The organism is Streptomyces sp. NPDC048254 (assembly GCF_043201895.1).
Lineage (GTDB): Bacteria > Actinomycetota > Actinomycetes > Streptomycetales > Streptomycetaceae > Streptomyces.
Window position 1 is genome coordinate 229,017 of sequence record NZ_JBICZJ010000004.1, and the last position, 17,628, is coordinate 246,644.

Below are 17,628 nucleotides of genomic sequence, written 5' to 3' on the forward strand. Positions count from 1 at the left end.
CGCATGCGCCTCGCCGGTCAGACCCGGTCGGCCACGATCAGCAGATACTGGAAGCTGCCGTTCTTGTACGCGGTGAGGAAGGCGTCCTCGATCCCCGTCACCAGGTGCTCGGCCTGCTTGCGCAGTTCCCAGTACGGGATGGCCGTCTCGGTGAGGTCCTCCACATGGACCGGGACCAGCCGGTTGTTCGCCATCGCCCGGAAGTACTCCGACCTCGGGTGGATGTCGCAGATGTAGTGGGCGTTGATCAGGGACACCTCGCGCGAGGCCTGCCCGTAGGCGTTGTTGTAGCAGCCGGTGATCGTGACATAGCGTCCGCCGCGGCGCAGCAGCCGGGCGTGCTCGGCGAAGAGCAGCTCCAGCTCGACGTACATCGTGGACTCGTTGTTCCAGGAGGCCGCGTACGCGCCCGTCTCGAAGCCGGTGTCCAGCATGTTCCGGTGGTGGTAGCGGACCTTGTCACCGACCTCCCGCTTGCGGGCCATGTCGTTGGCGAAGCCGGCCTGCTTGGCCGAGATGGTGACCCCGTCGGCGTGGCAGCCGTAGCGCAGGTTCGCCACGATGCTGCCACCGCCCCGGCCGCAGCCGGCGTCGAAGACCCGGTCGGCGGGGGTGAGCGCGCCGAGATGCCCGGCGAGCAGCTCGGCCTGGGCGTGCTCCAGGCGGTGCAGCTCGCTGGTGACGCGCTCCTTGCGCAGCTCGGGGTCGGTCTCGTCGAGCACCGACCAGTCGGCCTCACCGATGCCGTAGTGGTGGTGGTAAAGATCGTCGATCTTTCCGAGTTCGAGGTTGACCGGGTTCTCCTCGGCGTTCCAGTACTCCGCGACGCTGTTCTGGTACCTGGACTGGGTCGGCACCGGGGCTGACGTGGTGGTCTTCCGAGCGACAGGGGCGGTGGTCAACAGTTGCTCCTCGAAGTGTTTCTGACGGTGTCTCGGATGGGCTGAGTGCTACCAGTAGTCGGGCAGGTGGTAGCGGTTGGTGTTGGTGGAGTGCCACTCGTGGTTGCCCGAGACCCAGGCGGCCAGGCCGTCCGCGTAGCGCGCGACCAGTGGCGAGGTGGCGGCCAGGGCGGCCGACTCCTCCTCGAAGGCCGCCATGATCCGGTTGTGGATGTCGACGGACTTCAGATAGGCCGCCTTCAACCCGCACCGGTCGTTGGCCGCCACCACCTGGGGCAGGTTGAGATGGTCCGGGTCGCTCGCCAGCTCCTTGGTGAAGGAGTACAGGTCGTTGACGATCGTGGTCGCGTTGCAGGCCAGGGCGGTGATCCGCTGGATCTCCGGGCGGGCGTAGAGCGGCTCGGGCAGTTCGTAGCCGTCCACCGCGTCGACGATCGACAGACACGGCCGGAAGTTGTTGAACTGCCGCATCACCAGGTACTCCCAGACCCGCGGCAGGTACCCGGTCTCCATCCACGCGGCCTCGCCCAGGTACCCGAGGTGCAGCCGGGCGATGTCGTGCACGAACCGGTCGGTCTGGCTCGGGGTGGCGAACCCGGCGAAGTCCGCGAGGGCGAAGTGGTACGAACGCAGCGGACCGTCGGCCCGGATGCCCTCGCGCCACTCCTCCTCCAGCTCCGGGATGCCGTGGTAGGGGTCGAGCGCCGACTGGGCGATGATCAGCGGGCCGCCGAGCCCGCGCCGGGATCCGCCGCGCCCCTCGTCCTCCTCGCAGTAGCAGGAGTCCACGATGTTCTCGGCGAGCAGCAGCTTGCCGGCGACGGTGAGCCGGTCCAGGTCGAGACCGCCCGGATGCTGGAGTACGACGGCCCGGCCGAACTGGAAGCCCGAGAAGTCCCCCTTCCAGGCATCGGGGAACAGGTCGAGCTCCCGGGCCCAGGTCTCCAGGCGGCGGTCGAGCTCGGCGGCCCTGGCGGGGTCGGCGGGCACGGCCGGCCGGTAGTGCAGTCCGGGGACCGCCCCGGCGCGCCTGTCCGGGCGCAGGCTCCGCGCGATGTTCGGCGGCCCGGGCAGGACGTAGGAGGTGGTGGGTGTGGTCATGGCTGTGTGCTCCAGGCCGTCAGTCGGCGGTGCGGCCGAGCTGGACGTTCTCCAGGATCCCGGCCGCGTCGGGGACCAGGATGGCCAGCGAGTAGTAGGCGGTGACCAGGTAGTTGACGATGGCCTGCTCGTTGACGCCCATGAAGCGGATGTTCAGGCCGGGCTGGAACTCCTCCGGGATCCCGGTCTGGTAGAGGCCGACGACCCCCTGGTCGGCCTCGCCGGTGCGCAGCGCGATGATGCTGCTGGTGTGGTCGTCGCTGATCGGGATCTTGCTGCACGGATAGATCGGGACCCCGCGCCAGGCCGGGATCTCGTGCCCGTCGATGTTCGCGCTGGGGGGCACCAGTCCGCGCCGGTTGCACTGCCGGAAGAACGCCGCGATCGCCTTGGGGTGCGCCAGGATCACCTTGGTCTTGCGGCGCATGGAGATCAGCTCGTCCATGTCGTCCGGGGTCGGCGGGCCGGTGAAGGAGCTGATCCGCTGCCCGTAGTCGATGTTGTGCAGCAGCCCGAACTCACGGTTGTTGACCAGCTCCCACTCCTGGCGCTCACGGATCTCCTCGACCGTGAGGCGCAGCTGCTGCTGGGTCTGGTCCATCGGGTTGTTGTAGAGGTCGGCGACCCTGGAGTGCACCCGCAGCACGGTCTGGGTGAGCGACAACTCGTACTCGCGCGGCGCGAGTTCGTAGTCCACGAAGCCGCCCGGCAGGGTCGGCTCACCCCGGTGGCCGGCCTGTACCGGCACCTCGGCCTCGCCCTTGCGGTTCATCGGCAGCCGCTGCCGGTCGACGTACGCCTGGAGATGCGCGCCCAGCGACGGCACCCGGTCCATGACCTCCTCGACGACGGCCCAGGGCAGCGCCAGCACCACGCCGGCCGTCTCCGCCCGGACCGAGGTGAGCCACAGCGGGTCGGTCTGGCCGACCGCCTCGTCGCCCATCTGGTCGCCGTCGGTGACGACCCCGACGACCTCCTCCTCGCCGTACTTGCCGGCCGCGAACCGGATGAACCGGCCGTGCACGACCAGGTAGGTCTCGGTGACCGGCTGCCCGGCCTCGAACAGCACCTGCCCGGCGCGCACTTCGCGGGCCTGGAACCGCTCGGCGATCTGGGTCAGCGCGTCCAGGTCGTCGTAACCCCGCAGGATGGGCAGTTCGGTGAGGGTCCCCGGGATGACCCGGATGTCGTCCCCACCGTTCTGTTCGAAGCTGACCCGGCCGCGTCCGGTGCGCAGTTGGAGGCGCCGGTTGACCCGGTAGGCGCCGCCCTTGACGTCCACCCAGGGCAGTGTCTTCAGCAGCCACCGTGAGGTGATGGCCTGCATCTGCGGTTCGGACTTGGTGGTCGTGGCGAGCTGACGCGCCGCCCGGGTGCTCAGACTGGTGAGCTGCCCGTCGGTGGTCGGATCCGGCTCGGGCTCGTCGACGGCGGAACCGATGACGCTGTCCGGTGTGGACACATTCCCTCCAGCAGAGAAGCGAACAGGGGTGACCCGGAGGGTCGGTGGTGTACGAGGTGGCGATGCGCGAGGACCAGCCAAACAGCCGTGGTGATCTACGGGTACGGCGTGAAAGGGGCGGTTGCGCGCCTTAGTTGCGCAAACCTGGTGTTCGGGGTGGAAAAGGTTGCGTTTCCCGAGCGCGCGCCGGTGGCCCGCTCCGGTGCCCGGGTCCGCCGCGGGTTGGACTCAGGAAAGGTCGTTGACCAGCACCGCGGCCCCGTCGAAGCGCCCGGCCTTCAGGTCCCGCAGGGCCCGGGGAGCCTCGGACAGCGGGTAGGCGTGGGTGGTCGCGTGGACATGGTGCCGTTCGGCCAGGGCCAGGAACTCCCGCCCGTCGGCACGGGTGTTGGAGGTGACGCTGCGCAGCTCACGCTCGTAGAACAGCTCCCGCTCGTAGTTCAGCGTCGGTACGTCGCTCAGGTGGATGCCCGCGACCGCGAGCACCCCGCCCCGGTCCAGGGCGCGCAGCGCCACCGGCACCAGATCGCCGACCGGGGCGAACAGGACGGCGCCGTCCAGTGGCTCGGGCGGTGCCTCGGAGGCGTCCCGGGCCGAGGCCGCGCCCAGCTCCAGGGCCAGCCGCCGGGCCTCGGCACCCCGGGTCAGCACATGCACGGTCGCGCCCTCGGCGAGCGCCACCTGCGCGCACAGATGGGCGCTGCCTCCGAAGCCGTACAGGCCGAGCCGGCCGCCCGGCGGGAGCGCTGCCCGGCGCAGCGCGCGGTAGCCGATGATCCCGGCGCACAGCAGCGGTGCGAGCGCCACGTCGTCGAGGGCGCCGGGCAGCCGGTAGGCGAAGTCCGCCGGCACGGTGGTGTACTCGGCGTAGCCGCCGTCCACGTCCCAGCCGGTGTACTCCGAGTGCGGGCACAGGTTCTCGGCGCCCCGCCGGCAGTAGGCGCACGTCCCGTCCGTGCGCCGCAGCCAGGCCACCCCCACCCGGTCGCCCACCGCGAAGTCCGCCACCTGGGCGCCCAGGCCCGCGACCACGCCCACCACCTCGTGCCCCGGCGTCACCCCGGGCCGGTGCACCGGCAGGTCGCCCTCCGTGACATGCAGATCGGTCCGGCACACCCCGCAGGCGCGCACCCGGACCAGCAGCTCGTCGGCTCGGGGTACCGGCACCGGACGTTCGACGAGACGGAGCGGGTCCCCCTCGACCGGTCCGGGCCGAGCCACCGACCACGCCCGCATCGCGTCCGTCATGTCGTGCCCCATCCGCCGAAGGCCGCCGGCTCACCCTCCCCAGTGTCCGACGGAGTCCGGCCTTCGGCGCGCGGGCGGACAGCCGGATGACTAGCGTGAGGAAGCGGGAGAATCCGCTCGATCGGAAGGGCCGCGGCCATGGCGGTACAACCTGAAGGAACCCCCTGTTGGGCCGACGCGATGTTCAGCGACCTGGAGGGCGCCAAGAACTTCTACGGCGAGGTCCTCGGCTGGAGGTTCGGCGAGTCGACGTCGGAGTACGGCAACTACACCCAGGCCTACGCGAACGGCAAGGCCGTCGCCGCCGTCGTACCGCCCATGCCCGGCCAGCAGGGGCAGTCGCAGTGGTGTCTGTACTTCGCCTCGCCGGACGCGGCGGCCACCGCCGAGCGGATCCGGGAGAACGGCGGTGAGGTGCTGATGGAGCCGATGCAGGTCGGCGACTTCGGCACGATGTGCCTGGCCCGGGAGCCCAGCGGCGCGGTGTTCGGCATCTGGCAGGGCGGCCTCCACGCGGGCTTCGAGGCCACGGCCGTGCCCGGCGCCTACTGCTGGGCGGAGGTCTTCACCCGCGAGCCCGAGAAGGCCGACCCCTTCTTCACCTCCCTCTTCTCCTACACGGCCAGGCAGGTCGAGGACGACAACGTCGACTTCCGGATGTTCGACGTGGACGGGAACACGGTTCTCGGCCGGATGGGGATGACCGACGAGTTCCCGCCCGAGGTGCCCTCGTACATCAACGTCTACTTCACCGTCGAGGACTGCGACGAGGCCGTCGCGAAGGCCACCAAGCAGGGTGCGGTGCTGCGCTTCGGTCCGATGAGCAGCCCCTTCGGCAGGTTCGCGGCGCTCACCGACCCGCAGGGTGCCAACTTCTCGGTGATCGACATCACCACCACCGAGGGCGAGCAGCCCTCGGTCAAGGACGTCTGACCAGGACGGACACCGGGCCAGCGCCGGGCTCCCCGCCCGGCCGTGGCATGATCGGGCCCATGCGTGAACGAGTGGTGGCCGCGTGCGACGGCGCTTCCAAGGGAAACCCGGGACCGGCCGGCTGGGCCTGGGTGATGTCCGACGACGCGGCGACGCCGGCCCGCTGGGAGGCCGGCCCGCTCGGCAAGGCCACCAACAACGTGGCCGAACTGACGGCACTGGAGCGGCTGTTGACGGCCGTCGACCCGGACGTGCCCCTTGAGGTGCGGATGGACTCGCAGTACGCGATGAAGGCGGTCACCACCTGGCTGCCCGGCTGGAAGCGCAACGGCTGGAAGACCTCGGCGGGCAAGCCGGTCGCCAACCAGGACCTGGTCGTCCGCATCGACGAACTCCTCGACGGCCGCACGGTCGACTTCCGGCACGTCCCCGCCCACCAGGTCGACGGCGACCCGCTGAACGACTTCGCCGACCGCGCGGCCAGCCAGGCGGCGACGGTCCAGGAGGCCGCGGGCAGCGCCCTCGGCTCCCCGGTACCGCCGCCGTCGCCGACCTCCGCCGCATCCGGCGGCGCCCCGCGCCGCAAGGCGGCACCCCGCAAGAGCACCGCCGGCGGCGCCTCCGTGCGCACCATCAAGGCCAAGTTCCCCGGCCGCTGCCTGTGCGGCCGCTCCTACGCGGCCGGCGAGCCGATCGCTAAGAACGGGCAGGGCTGGGGCCACCCGGAGTGCCGGACGGCGGAGGCCTGATCGGCCGTCGTCGGCCGTTGTCAGACGTCTTCGGCTGTCTTCGGCTGTCTTCGGCTGTCTTCAGCCGTCTTCAGCCGTCGAACGTGTAGAACCGCGTGTGGTCGAGCAGGTCCGCCGGCCGCACGTCGTTCCACGGCTTCATCGTCTCGTCGAGGTCGACGACGTCAGGCGTCCCGCCGCCCGGCACATAGGCCGCCTGCGGGTGCCGGCGCTGCCACTCGGCCCACAGCTTGTCGATGAAGGCGTGGTGCAGCCAGAACGCCGGGTCGTTGGGGGAGACCCCGGTGGCCATCTGCCCGCCGACCCAGACATGGACGCGGTTGTGCAGATTGACCCCGCGCCAGCCCTCCAGATGGTTCCGGAAGCCGTCCGAGGCGCTGTTCCAGGGCGCCATGTCGTACGTCGGGATGGCCAGCACCGAGTCGACCTCGGCCCGGGTCGGCAGCTCGCGCACGCCGGTCCCGAGCGACCTGCGCAGATAAGTACGGCCGTCCACACGGACGTTGAGCGGCCAGTTCCCGCTCGACGCGGCGAACGGACCGTCCGTCACCCGCCCGTCGGAGCTGCGCCCGGTACCGCCGAGGAAGTCCGGCGCCCACAGCGCGGCTCGGACGGTGCGGTCGGCGCTCCAGTCCCAGTAGGGGAGTGCCACCGAGGAGTCCACCGACTGGAGCGCCTGCTCGAAGTCGAGCAGGAATCTGCGGTGCCAGGGCAGGAACGACGGCGAACGATGGCCGGTGCGCTCCGAGTCGTCGGTGTCGGACATGATGAATGCGTTGTGCGTGCGCACGAAGTCGTCGTAACGCCCGCTGCGCTTCAGCTCGATGACGGCGGCGACGAACCGCCGCTTCTCGTCGGCGGACAGACTGGCCTGGTTCTTGCGTATGGTCATGTGTTTCGAGGCTCCGGAAGTCCTGGCGGGGGCGGTCAGTTGGCGGGGAACGGCAGCAGTGCGGCGCCCTGCAGCTCGTCGACGGCCGCGCGGGCGGCCGCGCGCGGGGTGCGCACCGGGTCGTAGTGGCTGACCACGCTGATCCAGCTGCCGTCCGCGTTCCGCATGACGTGCAGCTCCGCCCCGTCCACGAACACCGCGTAACCGGTGCGGTGTCCGTGGTGATGACCGCCCATACCGCCCATGCCCTTCATACCCTTCATGCCCTTCATGCCCTTCATGCCTTTCATCCCGCCCACGTCGTCCATGCCGGACGGGCGGCCCTGTATCCGGCGGCCCTTGTAGACCTCGTCGAAGGGTTCGAGGGATCCCTCCTGCGGGTGAGCGGCGGCCGGGGTGCCGGGGGCGACCAGGGTCTGGGCGCCGGCCGCGGCCGCGAGGGCGGCCGCCGCGGTGAGCGCGCGACGGCGGGTGAGTTCGGGCATACGGATGCTCCTGTGCTGGGTGCGGGTGATGACTCCGTATGCCTATCCGCCGGTTTCCGGGCGGGAGAAATCGCCCGGATCGGGTTGGCTGCGATCAGGACAATTGACTACATGTCATACAAGATTGAACGAAGATGATCTTGCCGTGGCGAGGGGTCCGCCGGTACCGGAACGGGGAATTCCTTGCCCGGGCGAGGTTGTTTTCGTCGATCTTTCGCGTGGGTCCGCCGTCCGGGTGCCGTGGCTCACGCCGTCAATCTGGCGCGATTCGAAAACCCCGGCCGGGCTCGCCTCCGCTGCTACCCTGCGGTTCCAGTTGACCACGTTCGGTGAAATCCAGGGGTGCGTGTGAAGGTCGTCTGCGTCGGAGGCGGGCCCGCCGGCCTGTATCTAGCGATCCTGCTCAAGCGGCAGAACCCGTCCCACGACATCACCGTCCATGAACGCAACCCCGAGGGCTCGACCTACGGCTGGGGCGTCACCTACTGGCGTGCCCTGATGGACCGGCTGCACGTGTACGACCCCGAGTCGGCCCGCGCCGTCGAGGAGAGCTCCGTGCGCTGGCACCAGGGCGTCGCCCATGTCCGCGACCAGGTCACCCGGCAGCCCGGCGACCCGGGCCACGGCATCGGCCGCCACCGCCTCCTGGAGATCCTCGCCGCACGCGCCCGGTCCCTGGGTGTACGGCTGGAGTTCGAGAGCGAGATCACGCCCGACGACCTCCCCGAGGCCGACCTGGTCGTCGCCGCCGACGGCATCCACAGCGCCCTGCGCACCCGGCATGCCTACGACTTCGGCGCCGAGGCCACCGAGGGCCGCAACCACTACGTCTGGCTCGGCACCACCAAGGCCTTCGACTCCTTCACCTTCGCCTTCGCCGAGACCGAGCACGGCTGGGTCTGGTGCTACGGCTACCCCTACGACGACGGGCACAGCACCTGCGTCATCGAGTGCGCTCCCGAGACCCTCACCGGCCTCGGCCTCGACACGCTGAACGAGGCCGACCAACTGGCCCTGCTGGAGAAGCTGTTCGCCGGCATCCTCGACGGCCGGCCGCTGGTCACCGGTTCCTCGGCGGCCGCCTGGCCCACCTTCCGCACGCTCACCAACCACACCTGGCACCACGGCAACCTCGTCCTGCTCGGCGACGCCGCCCACACCACCCACTACTCCATCGGCGCCGGCACCACCCTCGCCCTGGAGGACGCGATGTGCCTCGCCGACGCCCTGCGCGAGCACGGCGCCGGACCCCGGGCCCTGGCCGCCTACGAGCGGCAGCGCAAGGCCGAACTGGTCTCCGCCCAGAGCGCCGCCCGCCTCAGTGCCCAGTGGTACGAGAGCCTGCCCCGCTACATCGACCTCCCCCCGCACCGCATGTTCGCCCTGCTCGGCCAGCGCCACTCGCCGCTGCTGCCGTACGTTCCGCCGCAGCTCTACTACGGCATCGACAAGGCGGCCGGGCGACTGGAGGCGCTGCGCCGGCTCAAGCGGTGGCTCGGGCCACGGGCGGCGCGCGCCCTGCACTCCCGGTCGTAGGCGCTAGTTGACGACGGCACGAGTTGGTGAAAGGTCATTCACTCGATAGGGTGAATTCGTATTCACCTCTTTGTCTGTGCCGTCCGCAGGAGCGCCGATGGATCACCCCGCCCCGACAGCCGGCCCCTCGGGCTCGCCCGCCGCACCGCCTCTGCGGGACCGGCTGACCATCCCGGTACTGGCCTTCGGCGGGATCCTGATGGCCGTCATGCAGACGGTGGTCGTCCCCCTGCTCCCGGACCTGCCGAAGCTCACCCACTCCTCGGCCGGCACCGTCTCCTGGATGGTCACCGCGACCCTGCTCGCCGGGGCCGTCCTCACCCCGGTGCTCGGCCGGGCCGGTGACATGTACGGCAAGCGCCGGGTGCTCACCGGGGCACTCGCCCTGATGACCGTGGGCTCCGTGATGTGCGCCCTGTCGTCCGACATCACCGTGCTCATCGTCGCCCGCGCCCTGCAGGGTGCCGCCGCCTCCGTCGTACCGCTGTCGATCAGCATCCTGCGTGACGAACTGCCGCCCGAGCGGCGGGGATCGGCGGTGGCGCTGATGAGCTCCACCGTCGGCATCGGCGCCGCGCTGGGCCTGCCGCTGGCCGCGCTGGTGGTGCAGTACTACGACTGGCACACCATGTTCTGGCTGACCAGCCTGCTCGGGGCGCTGGGCGTGGCGGCCGTGTGGTGGGCGGTCCGGGAGTCACCGGTGCGCGAGCCGGGCAGGTTCGACGTGCTCGGCGCGCTCGGGCTGGCCGTCGGGCTGACCTGTCTGCTGCTCGCCGTCTCGCAGGGCGGCCAGTGGGGCTGGGGCAGCCCGCGCGTCCTCGGACTCTTCGCCGCCACCGTTCTCGTCCTGGCCCTGTGGTGGTGGCAGCAGCTGCGGACCGAGCAGCCGCTGGTCGACCTGCAGCTGGTGTCCCGGCCCCGGGTCGGCCTGTCCCATGTCGCCGCCCTGCTCACCGGGTTCGCCTTCTACGCCAACTCCCTGGTCACCGCCCAGCTGGTGCAGGCGCCGAAGGCCACCGGATACGGCCTGGGCCTGTCCATCGTGGCCACCGGCCTCTGCCTGCTCCCCGGTGGCGTCACCATGCTGCTGTTCTCGCCGCTCTCCGCCCGGATCTCGGCCTCCCGCGGCCCGCGCATCACCCTCGCCCTCGGCGCCGGGGTCATCGCCTGCGGATACGTGGTGCGCATCGCCGACAGCCGCGACCTCTGGATGATCATCCTGGGCGCCACCGTCGTCGCCACCGGCACCACCCTCGCCTACTCGGCGCTGCCCACGCTGATCCTGCGGGCCGTCCCGGCGAGCCAGACCGCCTCCGCCAACGGCGTCAACGTCCTCATGCGCACCATCGGCCAGGCCACCTCCAGCGCCGCCGTGGCCGCCGTCCTCACCCATCACACCAGCCTCGTCGGCGGCGCTCAGCTGCCCACGCTGCACGGCTATCTGCTGGCGTTCGCGATGGCCGGCGTCATCGCACTCGCCGCCGGCGCCGCCGCGCTGTCCATACCCGGCGACAAGGCCACGGACGACGCCCCGCGCGCCCGGGCCCGCACCCAGGGCGCCCGGGACGACGCACTGGAGGGAGCATGAGTGCCGTGAGCACCCGACCCGACACCGACACCGGCACCACCCCCGCTCCCGCCCGCCGGGACGCGGAGGCCACCAAGGCCGCCATCCTCAAGGCCGCCCGCCACCTCCTCGCCCGGCACGCGCACGCCGACATCACCCTCAAGGACGTCGCCGAGCGCGCCGGGGTCAGCGCGCCGCTGATCCTCAAGTACTTCGGCAACAAGGACGGCCTGTTCGCCCGCGTGATGTCCTTCGACACCGACGCGGCCGCCCTGCTCGACGCACCCCTGGACGACCTGGGCCGGCACATGGTCCGGCACGTCCTGGAGGGCCAGCGCGACCGGGGCGCCGACCCGCTGCTGCGGATCGTCTTCGCCCCCCTGCACGGCGACCACGGAGACGTGCTGCGCGCCAACTTCCGTGCCCAGGTGGTGGACCGCGTCGCCGCCCGGCTCACCGGCCCCGACGCCGGACTGCGCGCCGAACTGGCCGTCGCCCAGCTCATCGGCCTGGGCGTGATGTACGGCATCGCCCGCGGCCCACGGCTGCGCGACTCCGCGATCGACGACCTCGCCGACCGCTACGGCTCCGCCGTCCAGGCCCAGTTGACGCCCTAACCGGGCGCCGGAGCCGTCAGGAGCGCCTCGGCCGACCTGCGGAAGGCGGCCAGCAGCCGGTGGTCGTCCCCGGCGCGGGTCGCCAGGACCACGTGGCTCGGTTCGACGCCGTGCAGCGGGACGGTGGTCAGGTCGGGTCGGAGGGTCGCACCGGGCACCCAGGGCGCGATCGCCACGGCCTGCCCGGCGGCGACGTGCTCGAACTTGTCCTCCACCGCGCCGATCAGCGGACCGCCGGGCGCCGGGCTGCCGTCCGGCCGGGGATCGACGCGCCAGAACGCGTTCCAGAGCGGATCGTTCCCCCGGGGCAGCGGCTCGTCGGCGATGTCGTCGAGCGTGACCGACTCCTTCCCGGCCAGCCGGTGGTCCAGGGGGACCACCAGGACGCGCGGCTCGTCGTAGAGGACCGTCACCCGCAACCGGTCGGTGCGCAGCGGCAGCCGGGTCACGGCCGCGTCCACGCGCCCCGCCAGCAGGGCCTCGCGCGACTCGTTCCAGTCGAGATGCAGGGTCCGCACGTCGGCGTCCGGGAAGCGGTGGCGCAGATCACGCACGGCCGGGGTGACGAAGATCCCGTTGATGTACCCGACGGTGATCCGGCTGGGCTCGGCGGCGGCCCGGGTGACGGCCGCGGCCTCACTCGCGGCCCGCAGCAACGCCCCGGCCCGCGGCAGGAACACCTCGCCGGCCTCGGTGAGTCGGGCGCCCTGCGGAGTGCGGTCGAAGAGCCGCGCACCCAGCACCTGCTCCAGCCGCTGGATCTGCCGGCTCAGCGCGGGCTGGGTGATGTGCAGGGCGCCGGCGGCCCGCCCGAAGTGCCGCTGCTCGGCCACGACGGTGAAGTACCGGACGAGCCGCAGATCGAGGTCAGGGGCGGAAGCCGGATCAGCCATGCCCTCAGGATAGTGCCGGCTACCTGCGTCGATGCCTGAAAGGCATGGCGCATTGCGAAACAGGCTTTGGACGCCCGCCGCCCGCCGGCCGAACGATGGCAGCACCACCCCCTCTCCCTCGAAGGAGCACCCACCATGCGGGTATTCGTTACCGGCGGCAGCGGCTTCATCGGCTCCGCGGTCGTCCCCGAACTCCTCGGCGCCGGGCACCAGGTCCTCGCCCTCGCCCGCTCGGACCAGTCCGCCGCGGCCTTGAAGGCGGCGGGTGCGGAAGTGCACCGCGGCGGCCTCGACGACGCCGAGGACCTGGCACGCGCGGCGGCCGGGACCGACGGCGTGCTGCACCTGGCCTTCAACCACGAGGACTTCCCGGACATGACGCGAGCCGTGGAGACCGACCTGCGCGTGATCGAGGCGATCGGCGCCGCTCTGGAGGGCTCGGACCGGCCCTTCGTCGTCACCTCGGGCACCCTGATGCTCGCCGCCGTCGACGGTGTGGCGACGGAGCAGGACATCCCGGCACCGAGCATCCACCGCGGCGCCTGCGACGTGGCCGCACTCGCACTGGCCGAGCGCGGCGTACGCAGCTCGGTGGTCCGCCTGGCCCCCACGGTGCACGGCCGCGGCGACCGGGGCTTCGTACCGCAGCTGATCGACATCGCCCGCCGGACGGGCGTCGCCGCCTACGTCGGCGAGGGCACCAACCGCTGGCCGGCCGTACACCGCCTGGACGCGGCCCACCTCTACCGCCTGGCCCTGGAGTCGGCCCCGGCGGGCACGGCCCTGCACGGAGCGGCCGACCAGGGAGTCCCCTTCAAGGACATCGCCGCGGCGATCGCCAAGGGCCTCGACCTCCCGCTGAAGAGCATCCCGCCGACGGAGGCGGAGGCCCACTTCGGCTGGCTGGGCATGGTGGCGACGATCGACAACGCGACATCGAGCGAGAGGACCCGGGAGCTTCTGGGCTGGAAGCCGGAACAGGTGGGCCTGCTCGCGGATTTGGAGGAGGGCCACTACTTCTAGGCTCCGGCACTGGCAACGCGCCCCCTTGGGGGCGCGGGGCTGTATTCGACATGCGGCTACCGCCGGGTGGGCGCGACCAGCCCCCACCGCCCCGCGGGCATCAATGGCGCACAAGCACCCCGTCCAAGAACCCGTTGCTGAACACCCGGTGTGGGTCAAGGCGATCCAATGTCTCCACCGCTGTATCCCACACCGCACTCCCGAACGAAGCCGGAACAGTCGTACCGAGCACCTCCTCGTCACTCCACACATCGGACTCGGTGTACGCCCACCCCTTGGACCACTCCACCCGGGTCCCCTCGTACCGCTCGAACAGAAACCCCTCCAACTCCCGCAAGAACGCCTCCGCATGAGGCGTCCCCGGCAGCGTCAGCACATCCAGCCACACCGCCGTGTCCGCCCCGTCCCTCGGCCGCAGGGCGGAGAGCAACGGGACCTGCGCACCGGCCAGTTCCGCATCCGCGGGTTCGTCCAGCCCCGTCACCCGGATCTCCACCGACCCGTTGACGGGGAACCGCCCCAACGCGGCGTACGCGGCCAGCCGTTCCCGGTAGAACGACGTGAACTCGTGCACGACGCGCTGCACTTCGGCCCGCCGGGTCAGCACCGCGTACCCGTTCGCGTTGATCCGCAGCGTCGTCGGCCGCAGATACAGCAGCGTGTTCTTCGACGCCCCCCAGATGTCCGAGGACAGCGTCGCCACCAGCCCGAGCGCCGCCACACCCAGCTGCGCGTTGCCCAGCACCGGCGCCAGATACCACGCCGCGTCGGACACCATCCGCCCCACGAGGTCGGCGACCACCGTCGGCACGACGTCGGAGAAGGGGTAGTTGTACGGCGAGGTGACATGCCGCGAGGCGAGCGGTCTGGCCGGGGCGACGCTCCACTCCTTGAGCCACGGGTACTCGGTGAACGCGAACCAGATCGCCTCGACCCGCCCGGATCGCGTCAGGAAACGGTCGAGGGTCCGCCCGCCGGAACCGGCCGCGGCGAACAGTTCGCCGGCCGGGATGTCGGTCCGGCTCACGCACCGCAGGTTGCTGTTGGTCCCCACCCGCAGCACGACCTCGGTCACGAACGCCCGGCCCAGATGCGTGAGCAGGGCCGCGCAGTCCGCCTCGGTGCGCCGGAACGTCCGCAGGACATACGCTCCCGCGTCCCCGTCCCACACCACCGCCGTCAGCGACAGCACCAGATTGCTCAGCGAACCGTAGGTGTGCCCGGGCAGCGGCTGCTCGCCGTCGGCCGGAACGGCGGTGCCGTGCGCGTCGATCGCCAGCGCCCCGCCGAGCGTCAGATCGCCCGGCGCGGGCGTGGCCGTGAGTCCGAGACCGTGGCCCTCCAGGAAGGTGAGCAGTGCCTCCATGGTGACGCCGGTCCCGGCCCGCACCTGAGACCCGGAGTCCAGGGACAGCCCCGTGAGGTGCGTCCGGGTGTCGACGAGCAGCACCTTGTCGTCGGCGCCCGTCCCCTCCGTGACGGTCAGCGGCGACCAGCCGTGCGAGGAGCCACGCGCGCGTACCCGCCAGCCGCTGCGCCAGGCCCAGTCGACGACCGTGCGCACCTGGTCGGCGTCGGCCGGGGCGCAGGCCCACAGCCCGTCCGCGGTGATCTCGCCGACCCAGTTGCGGTACGCCGAGCGGTACAGCGCGACATCCGCCGGGAAGCCGGGCAGCTCGGCCGCGGCCACGGCCGGATCCGCCGCCAGCAGCACCGGTACGGCGGCCAGCGCGGCGGCGGACCGCAGGAAGCCCCGACGGCTCCAGCCGTCCGGGGCAGGGAAGTTGTTCGCTGAACGATCGGTCACGCCGACACGCTAGGGCCGGGTTGACGCCCTCCCGATTTCTGTCGAACACAATCACCCGTGTGAGTGAAGGATTCACAGGTGGGCGGGGGCGAGGAGGTCCCTGACACCGTTGTCGGTGGCGGATGACAGACTGGCGCCATGGACGAACGCGTAATCGGCAGGTCGCAGCAGCGGGCATCGGTCGTCGGCCTCGGCACATGGCAGCTCGGTGCCGACTGGGGCGACGTGGACGACAAGGAGGCGCTGGCTGTTCTGGAGGCTGCGGCCGAGTCGGGGGTGACCTTCTTCGACACCGCCGACGTGTACGGCGACGGGCGCAGCGAAGGGACCATCGCCGCCTTCCTGAGCGGCCGGCCGGACCTGCATGTGCTGGTGGCCACCAAGATGGGCCGCCGGGTCGACCAGATCCCGGAGAACTACGTCCTGGACAACTTCCGCGCGTGGAACGACCGGTCCCGCCGCAACCTCGGCGTGGACCGCCTGGACCTGGTGCAGCTGCACTGCCCGCCGACCCCGGTCTACTCCTCCGGCGAGGTGTTCGACGCCCTGGACACCCTGGTCGAGGAGGAGCGCATCGCGGCCTACGGCGTCAGCGTCGAGACCTGCGCGGAGGCGCTCACCGCGATCGGCCGCCCGGGCGTGGCCAGCGTGCAGATCATCCTCAACCCGTTCCGCATGAAGCCGCTGCGCGAGGTCCTCCCGGCCGCCCGGGAGGCCGGCGTCGGCATCATCGCGCGGGTGCCGCTCGCCTCCGGTCTGCTGTCCGGCAAGTACACCAAGGACACCGTCTTCGCGGCCGACGACCACCGCACCTACAACCGGCACGGAGAGGCCTTCGACCAGGGCGAGACCTTCTCCGGCGTCGACTACACGACGGGCGTCGAGGCCGCCGCCGAGTTCGCCGCACTCGCCCCCGAGGGCTACACGCCGGCCCAGCTCGCCCTGCGCTGGATCATCGACCAGCCGGGCGTCACCACGGTGATCCCGGGCGCCCGCAACGCCGAGCAGGCCCGCGCCAACGCGGCCGCCGCCAAGCTCCCGGAACTGCCCGCGGAGACGGTCACCGCCATCCGCGACCTCTACGACCGCCGGATCAAGGACCAGGTCGAGAACCGCTGGTAGCACCCGCCGGGCCGGGACCGCCACCACGGTGCCGCTCCCGGCTCGGGCCGTTTGAACGACGGGCCCGGCGGTTACACGCACTCCATGACCGACCAGGAGCGGCGGCACGGGCGCGACGAGAGCGAGGAGGAGCGCGCCGACCGGATGTGGGGCGAACTCATCCAGGAGGTGCGCGTCGCCCAGACCGGTGTGCAGATCCTCTTCGGCTTCCTGCTCACCGTGGTCTTCCAGCAGAAGTACGACGAGCTGTCCGACGTGGACCAGACGATCTACATCGTGACCGTCGTCCTGGGCGCCGCGGCCACGGGTGCCCTCATCGGGCCGGTCTCCCTGCACCGGCTCGTCGCCGGCCACAAGGTGAAGCCGCAGGCGGTGCGGCTGGCCTCCGGGCTGACCCAGATCGGCCTGTTCCTGCTGCTGGCCACCATGGCCTTCGCGCTGGTGCTGATCCTCCGGGTGGCCACCGGCGGCAGCAAGGTGACCTGGGTGGTCGCGGCCGTCGTCGTCTGGTACCTGGTGTGCTGGTACGGCCTGCCGCTGTGGTCGCGGCGCCGTCACACCACCCGCTGAGCCGCCTCCAGCGCCCGCAGCTGCCGGTCGTGCACCCGGCTGAGCAGCAGCACCGACACCGTCACCCCGATCAGCGCGCAGAACATGTCCCACTGGGTGTCCCAGACATCGCCCTGAGTGGCGAGGAAGGCGTCCGCGCCGTGCCCGCCGATCTCGGCCGCCAGCCACTCCAGCAGCTCGAAGGAGGCGCTGAAGGCGAGGCAGGCGCACACCGTCAGCGGGGCCAGCCAGCGGCTGCCGCGCAGCGGTGAGGTGCGGCTGAGCAGTTCACGGACCAGGATCGCCGGTACGAAACCCTGCATGAGGTGGCCGAAGCGGTCGTACGGGTTGCGGTCCAGGCCGAAGCTGTCGCGCACCCAGTCGCCCACCGGCACCTCGGCGTAGGTGTAGTGGCCGCCGACGACGAGCACCAGCGCGTGCGCGGTGAGGAGCCCGGCCAGCAGCCCCGTCAGCGGGAAGCGCCGCCAGGTCAGCACCACCAGCGGCAGGCCGACCAGCACCCACACCGTCTCCAGGAACCAGGTCGTACGGTCCCGGGCGCCCCACGCCGACACGGCCATGCCGGCCACCACCACTGCGGCGAGCAGGGCGGGCGGAACCCGGCGCGGCACACGGTGCGGAACGGGGCGCGGGGCGGGGTGCACTGCGGTCATGGCGGACTCCTCGTCGTGGGAGCCCCATCGTGGCCGCGGCGGCCGGGCCCGGACATGAGTACGGCTAC

At 71.4% G+C, this 17,628-nt stretch carries 17 protein-coding genes; 8 read left to right on the plus strand and 9 right to left on the minus strand.

The features are described from left to right. Positions 1-17: 17 nt before the first annotated feature. The 4 genes from ACGFZQ_RS13710 to ACGFZQ_RS13725 all read right to left on the minus strand — a co-directional run bounded on the left by ACGFZQ_RS13710 (position 18) and on the right by ACGFZQ_RS13725 (position 4,701). On the minus strand, positions 18-902 hold the full coding sequence (locus tag ACGFZQ_RS13710) for a geranyl diphosphate 2-C-methyltransferase (protein ID WP_393840512.1): 885 nt from the start codon (positions 900-902) through the stop codon (positions 18-20). 48 nt (positions 903-950) lie between these two features. After that, positions 951-2,003 (minus strand): family 2 encapsulin nanocompartment cargo protein terpene cyclase, encoded by a 1,053-nt coding sequence (locus ACGFZQ_RS13715; protein WP_393840513.1) that lies wholly within the window; start codon positions 2,001-2,003, stop codon positions 951-953. 19 nt (positions 2,004-2,022) lie between these two features. Further along, positions 2,023-3,465 carry a family 2B encapsulin nanocompartment shell protein gene (locus tag ACGFZQ_RS13720; protein WP_393840514.1) on the minus strand — a complete coding sequence of 481 codons (1,443 nt, stop codon included), beginning with the start codon at positions 3,463-3,465 and terminating at the stop codon, positions 2,023-2,025. A gap of 228 nt (positions 3,466-3,693) precedes the next feature. Further along, positions 3,694-4,701 carry a zinc-binding alcohol dehydrogenase family protein gene (locus tag ACGFZQ_RS13725; protein WP_393840776.1) on the minus strand — a complete coding sequence of 336 codons (1,008 nt, stop codon included), beginning with the start codon at positions 4,699-4,701 and terminating at the stop codon, positions 3,694-3,696. 150 nt (positions 4,702-4,851) lie between these two features. Between ACGFZQ_RS13725 and ACGFZQ_RS13730 the strand changes: the two genes are divergently transcribed. Together ACGFZQ_RS13730 and ACGFZQ_RS13735 are read left to right on the plus strand one after the other, a co-directional pair. Further along, a complete protein-coding gene (locus ACGFZQ_RS13730) occupies positions 4,852-5,646 on the plus strand; it encodes a VOC family protein (protein WP_393840515.1) in 795 nt (264 codons plus the stop codon). A 47-nt stretch (positions 5,647-5,693) separates the two neighbouring features. Then, positions 5,694-6,395 carry a ribonuclease H gene (locus ACGFZQ_RS13735; RefSeq protein ID WP_393840516.1) on the plus strand — a complete coding sequence of 234 codons (702 nt, stop codon included), beginning with the start codon at positions 5,694-5,696 and terminating at the stop codon, positions 6,393-6,395. Between the two features lie 70 nt (positions 6,396-6,465). On the opposite strand, the gene ACGFZQ_RS13740 is transcribed toward ACGFZQ_RS13735, so the two are convergent. Together ACGFZQ_RS13740 and ACGFZQ_RS13745 are read right to left on the minus strand one after the other, a co-directional pair. Then, positions 6,466-7,287 carry a tyrosinase family protein gene (locus ACGFZQ_RS13740; protein ID WP_393840517.1) on the minus strand — a complete coding sequence of 274 codons (822 nt, stop codon included), beginning with the start codon at positions 7,285-7,287 and terminating at the stop codon, positions 6,466-6,468. Between the two features lie 35 nt (positions 7,288-7,322). Next, positions 7,323-7,772 carry a tyrosinase cofactor gene (locus tag ACGFZQ_RS13745; protein ID WP_393840518.1) on the minus strand — a complete coding sequence of 150 codons (450 nt, stop codon included), beginning with the start codon at positions 7,770-7,772 and terminating at the stop codon, positions 7,323-7,325. A gap of 342 nt (positions 7,773-8,114) precedes the next feature. Here ACGFZQ_RS13745 and ACGFZQ_RS13750 point away from each other — a divergent pair, with 342 nt between their 5' ends. The 3 genes from ACGFZQ_RS13750 (at position 8,115) to ACGFZQ_RS13760 (ending at position 11,492) form a co-directional block, all read left to right on the plus strand. Next, positions 8,115-9,308, plus strand: coding sequence for an FAD-dependent monooxygenase (locus ACGFZQ_RS13750; RefSeq protein ID WP_393840519.1), 1,194 nt, complete (start codon positions 8,115-8,117; stop codon positions 9,306-9,308). A gap of 97 nt (positions 9,309-9,405) precedes the next feature. Next, positions 9,406-10,896: an MFS transporter gene (locus ACGFZQ_RS13755; RefSeq protein ID WP_393840520.1), complete on the plus strand. Its 1,491-nt coding sequence runs from the start codon at positions 9,406-9,408 to the stop codon at positions 10,894-10,896. Continuing rightward, positions 10,893-11,492, plus strand: coding sequence for a TetR family transcriptional regulator (locus tag ACGFZQ_RS13760; RefSeq protein WP_393840521.1), 600 nt, complete (start codon positions 10,893-10,895; stop codon positions 11,490-11,492). The genes ACGFZQ_RS13755 and ACGFZQ_RS13760 overlap by 4 nt, the downstream gene beginning before the upstream one ends. On the opposite strand, the gene ACGFZQ_RS13765 is transcribed toward ACGFZQ_RS13760, so the two are convergent. Beyond that, a complete protein-coding gene (locus tag ACGFZQ_RS13765) occupies positions 11,489-12,385 on the minus strand; it encodes a LysR substrate-binding domain-containing protein (protein WP_393840522.1) in 897 nt (298 codons plus the stop codon). The genes ACGFZQ_RS13760 and ACGFZQ_RS13765 overlap by 4 nt on opposite strands. Positions 12,386-12,520: 135 nt before the next feature. On the opposite strand from ACGFZQ_RS13765, the gene ACGFZQ_RS13770 reads away from it, so the two are divergent. Beyond that, positions 12,521-13,408 carry an SDR family oxidoreductase gene (locus tag ACGFZQ_RS13770; RefSeq protein WP_393840523.1) on the plus strand — a complete coding sequence of 296 codons (888 nt, stop codon included), beginning with the start codon at positions 12,521-12,523 and terminating at the stop codon, positions 13,406-13,408. Between the two features lie 100 nt (positions 13,409-13,508). Here ACGFZQ_RS13770 and ACGFZQ_RS13775 read toward each other — a convergent pair whose 3' ends face one another. Further along, entirely contained in the window at positions 13,509-15,215 is a 1,707-nt protein-coding gene (locus ACGFZQ_RS13775) for a cholesterol oxidase substrate-binding domain-containing protein (protein WP_393840524.1), read from the minus strand. A gap of 138 nt (positions 15,216-15,353) precedes the next feature. Between ACGFZQ_RS13775 and ACGFZQ_RS13780 the strand changes: the two genes are divergently transcribed. Both ACGFZQ_RS13780 and ACGFZQ_RS13785 read left to right on the plus strand, forming a co-directional pair. Continuing rightward, on the plus strand, positions 15,354-16,337 hold the full coding sequence (locus tag ACGFZQ_RS13780) for an aldo/keto reductase (RefSeq protein WP_393840525.1): 984 nt from the start codon (positions 15,354-15,356) through the stop codon (positions 16,335-16,337). A gap of 84 nt (positions 16,338-16,421) precedes the next feature. Then, complete coding sequence (locus ACGFZQ_RS13785; RefSeq protein ID WP_393840526.1) at positions 16,422-16,907, plus strand: DUF6328 family protein; 486 nt, start codon at positions 16,422-16,424, stop codon at positions 16,905-16,907. On the opposite strand, the gene ACGFZQ_RS13790 is transcribed toward ACGFZQ_RS13785, so the two are convergent. Then, positions 16,892-17,560, minus strand: coding sequence for a DUF2238 domain-containing protein (locus ACGFZQ_RS13790; protein ID WP_393840527.1), 669 nt, complete (start codon positions 17,558-17,560; stop codon positions 16,892-16,894). The two genes, ACGFZQ_RS13785 and ACGFZQ_RS13790, sit on opposite strands and share 16 nt — an antisense overlap. Positions 17,561-17,628: the final 68 nt, after the last annotated feature.

Coding starts and splice junctions, on each gene's coding strand:
- ACGFZQ_RS13780 (WP_393840525.1), top strand. CDS start 15,354: ATGGACGAACGCGTAATCGGCAGGTCGCAGCAGCGGGCATCGGTCGTC.
- ACGFZQ_RS13740 (WP_393840517.1), bottom strand. CDS start 7,287: ATGACCATACGCAAGAACCAGGCCAGTCTGTCCGCCGACGAGAAGCGG.
- ACGFZQ_RS13770 (WP_393840523.1), top strand. CDS start 12,521: ATGCGGGTATTCGTTACCGGCGGCAGCGGCTTCATCGGCTCCGCGGTC.
- ACGFZQ_RS13730 (WP_393840515.1), top strand. CDS start 4,852: ATGGCGGTACAACCTGAAGGAACCCCCTGTTGGGCCGACGCGATGTTC.
- ACGFZQ_RS13765 (WP_393840522.1), bottom strand. CDS start 12,385: ATGGCTGATCCGGCTTCCGCCCCTGACCTCGATCTGCGGCTCGTCCGG.
- ACGFZQ_RS13725 (WP_393840776.1), bottom strand. CDS start 4,701: ATGCGGGCGTGGTCGGTGGCTCGGCCCGGACCGGTCGAGGGGGACCCG.
- ACGFZQ_RS13755 (WP_393840520.1), top strand. CDS start 9,406: ATGGATCACCCCGCCCCGACAGCCGGCCCCTCGGGCTCGCCCGCCGCA.
- ACGFZQ_RS13785 (WP_393840526.1), top strand. CDS start 16,422: ATGACCGACCAGGAGCGGCGGCACGGGCGCGACGAGAGCGAGGAGGAG.
- ACGFZQ_RS13790 (WP_393840527.1), bottom strand. CDS start 17,560: ATGACCGCAGTGCACCCCGCCCCGCGCCCCGTTCCGCACCGTGTGCCG.
- ACGFZQ_RS13745 (WP_393840518.1), bottom strand. CDS start 7,772: ATGCCCGAACTCACCCGCCGTCGCGCGCTCACCGCGGCGGCCGCCCTC.
- ACGFZQ_RS13735 (WP_393840516.1), top strand. CDS start 5,694: ATGATCGGGCCCATGCGTGAACGAGTGGTGGCCGCGTGCGACGGCGCT.
- ACGFZQ_RS13715 (WP_393840513.1), bottom strand. CDS start 2,003: ATGACCACACCCACCACCTCCTACGTCCTGCCCGGGCCGCCGAACATC.
- ACGFZQ_RS13760 (WP_393840521.1), top strand. CDS start 10,893: ATGAGTGCCGTGAGCACCCGACCCGACACCGACACCGGCACCACCCCC.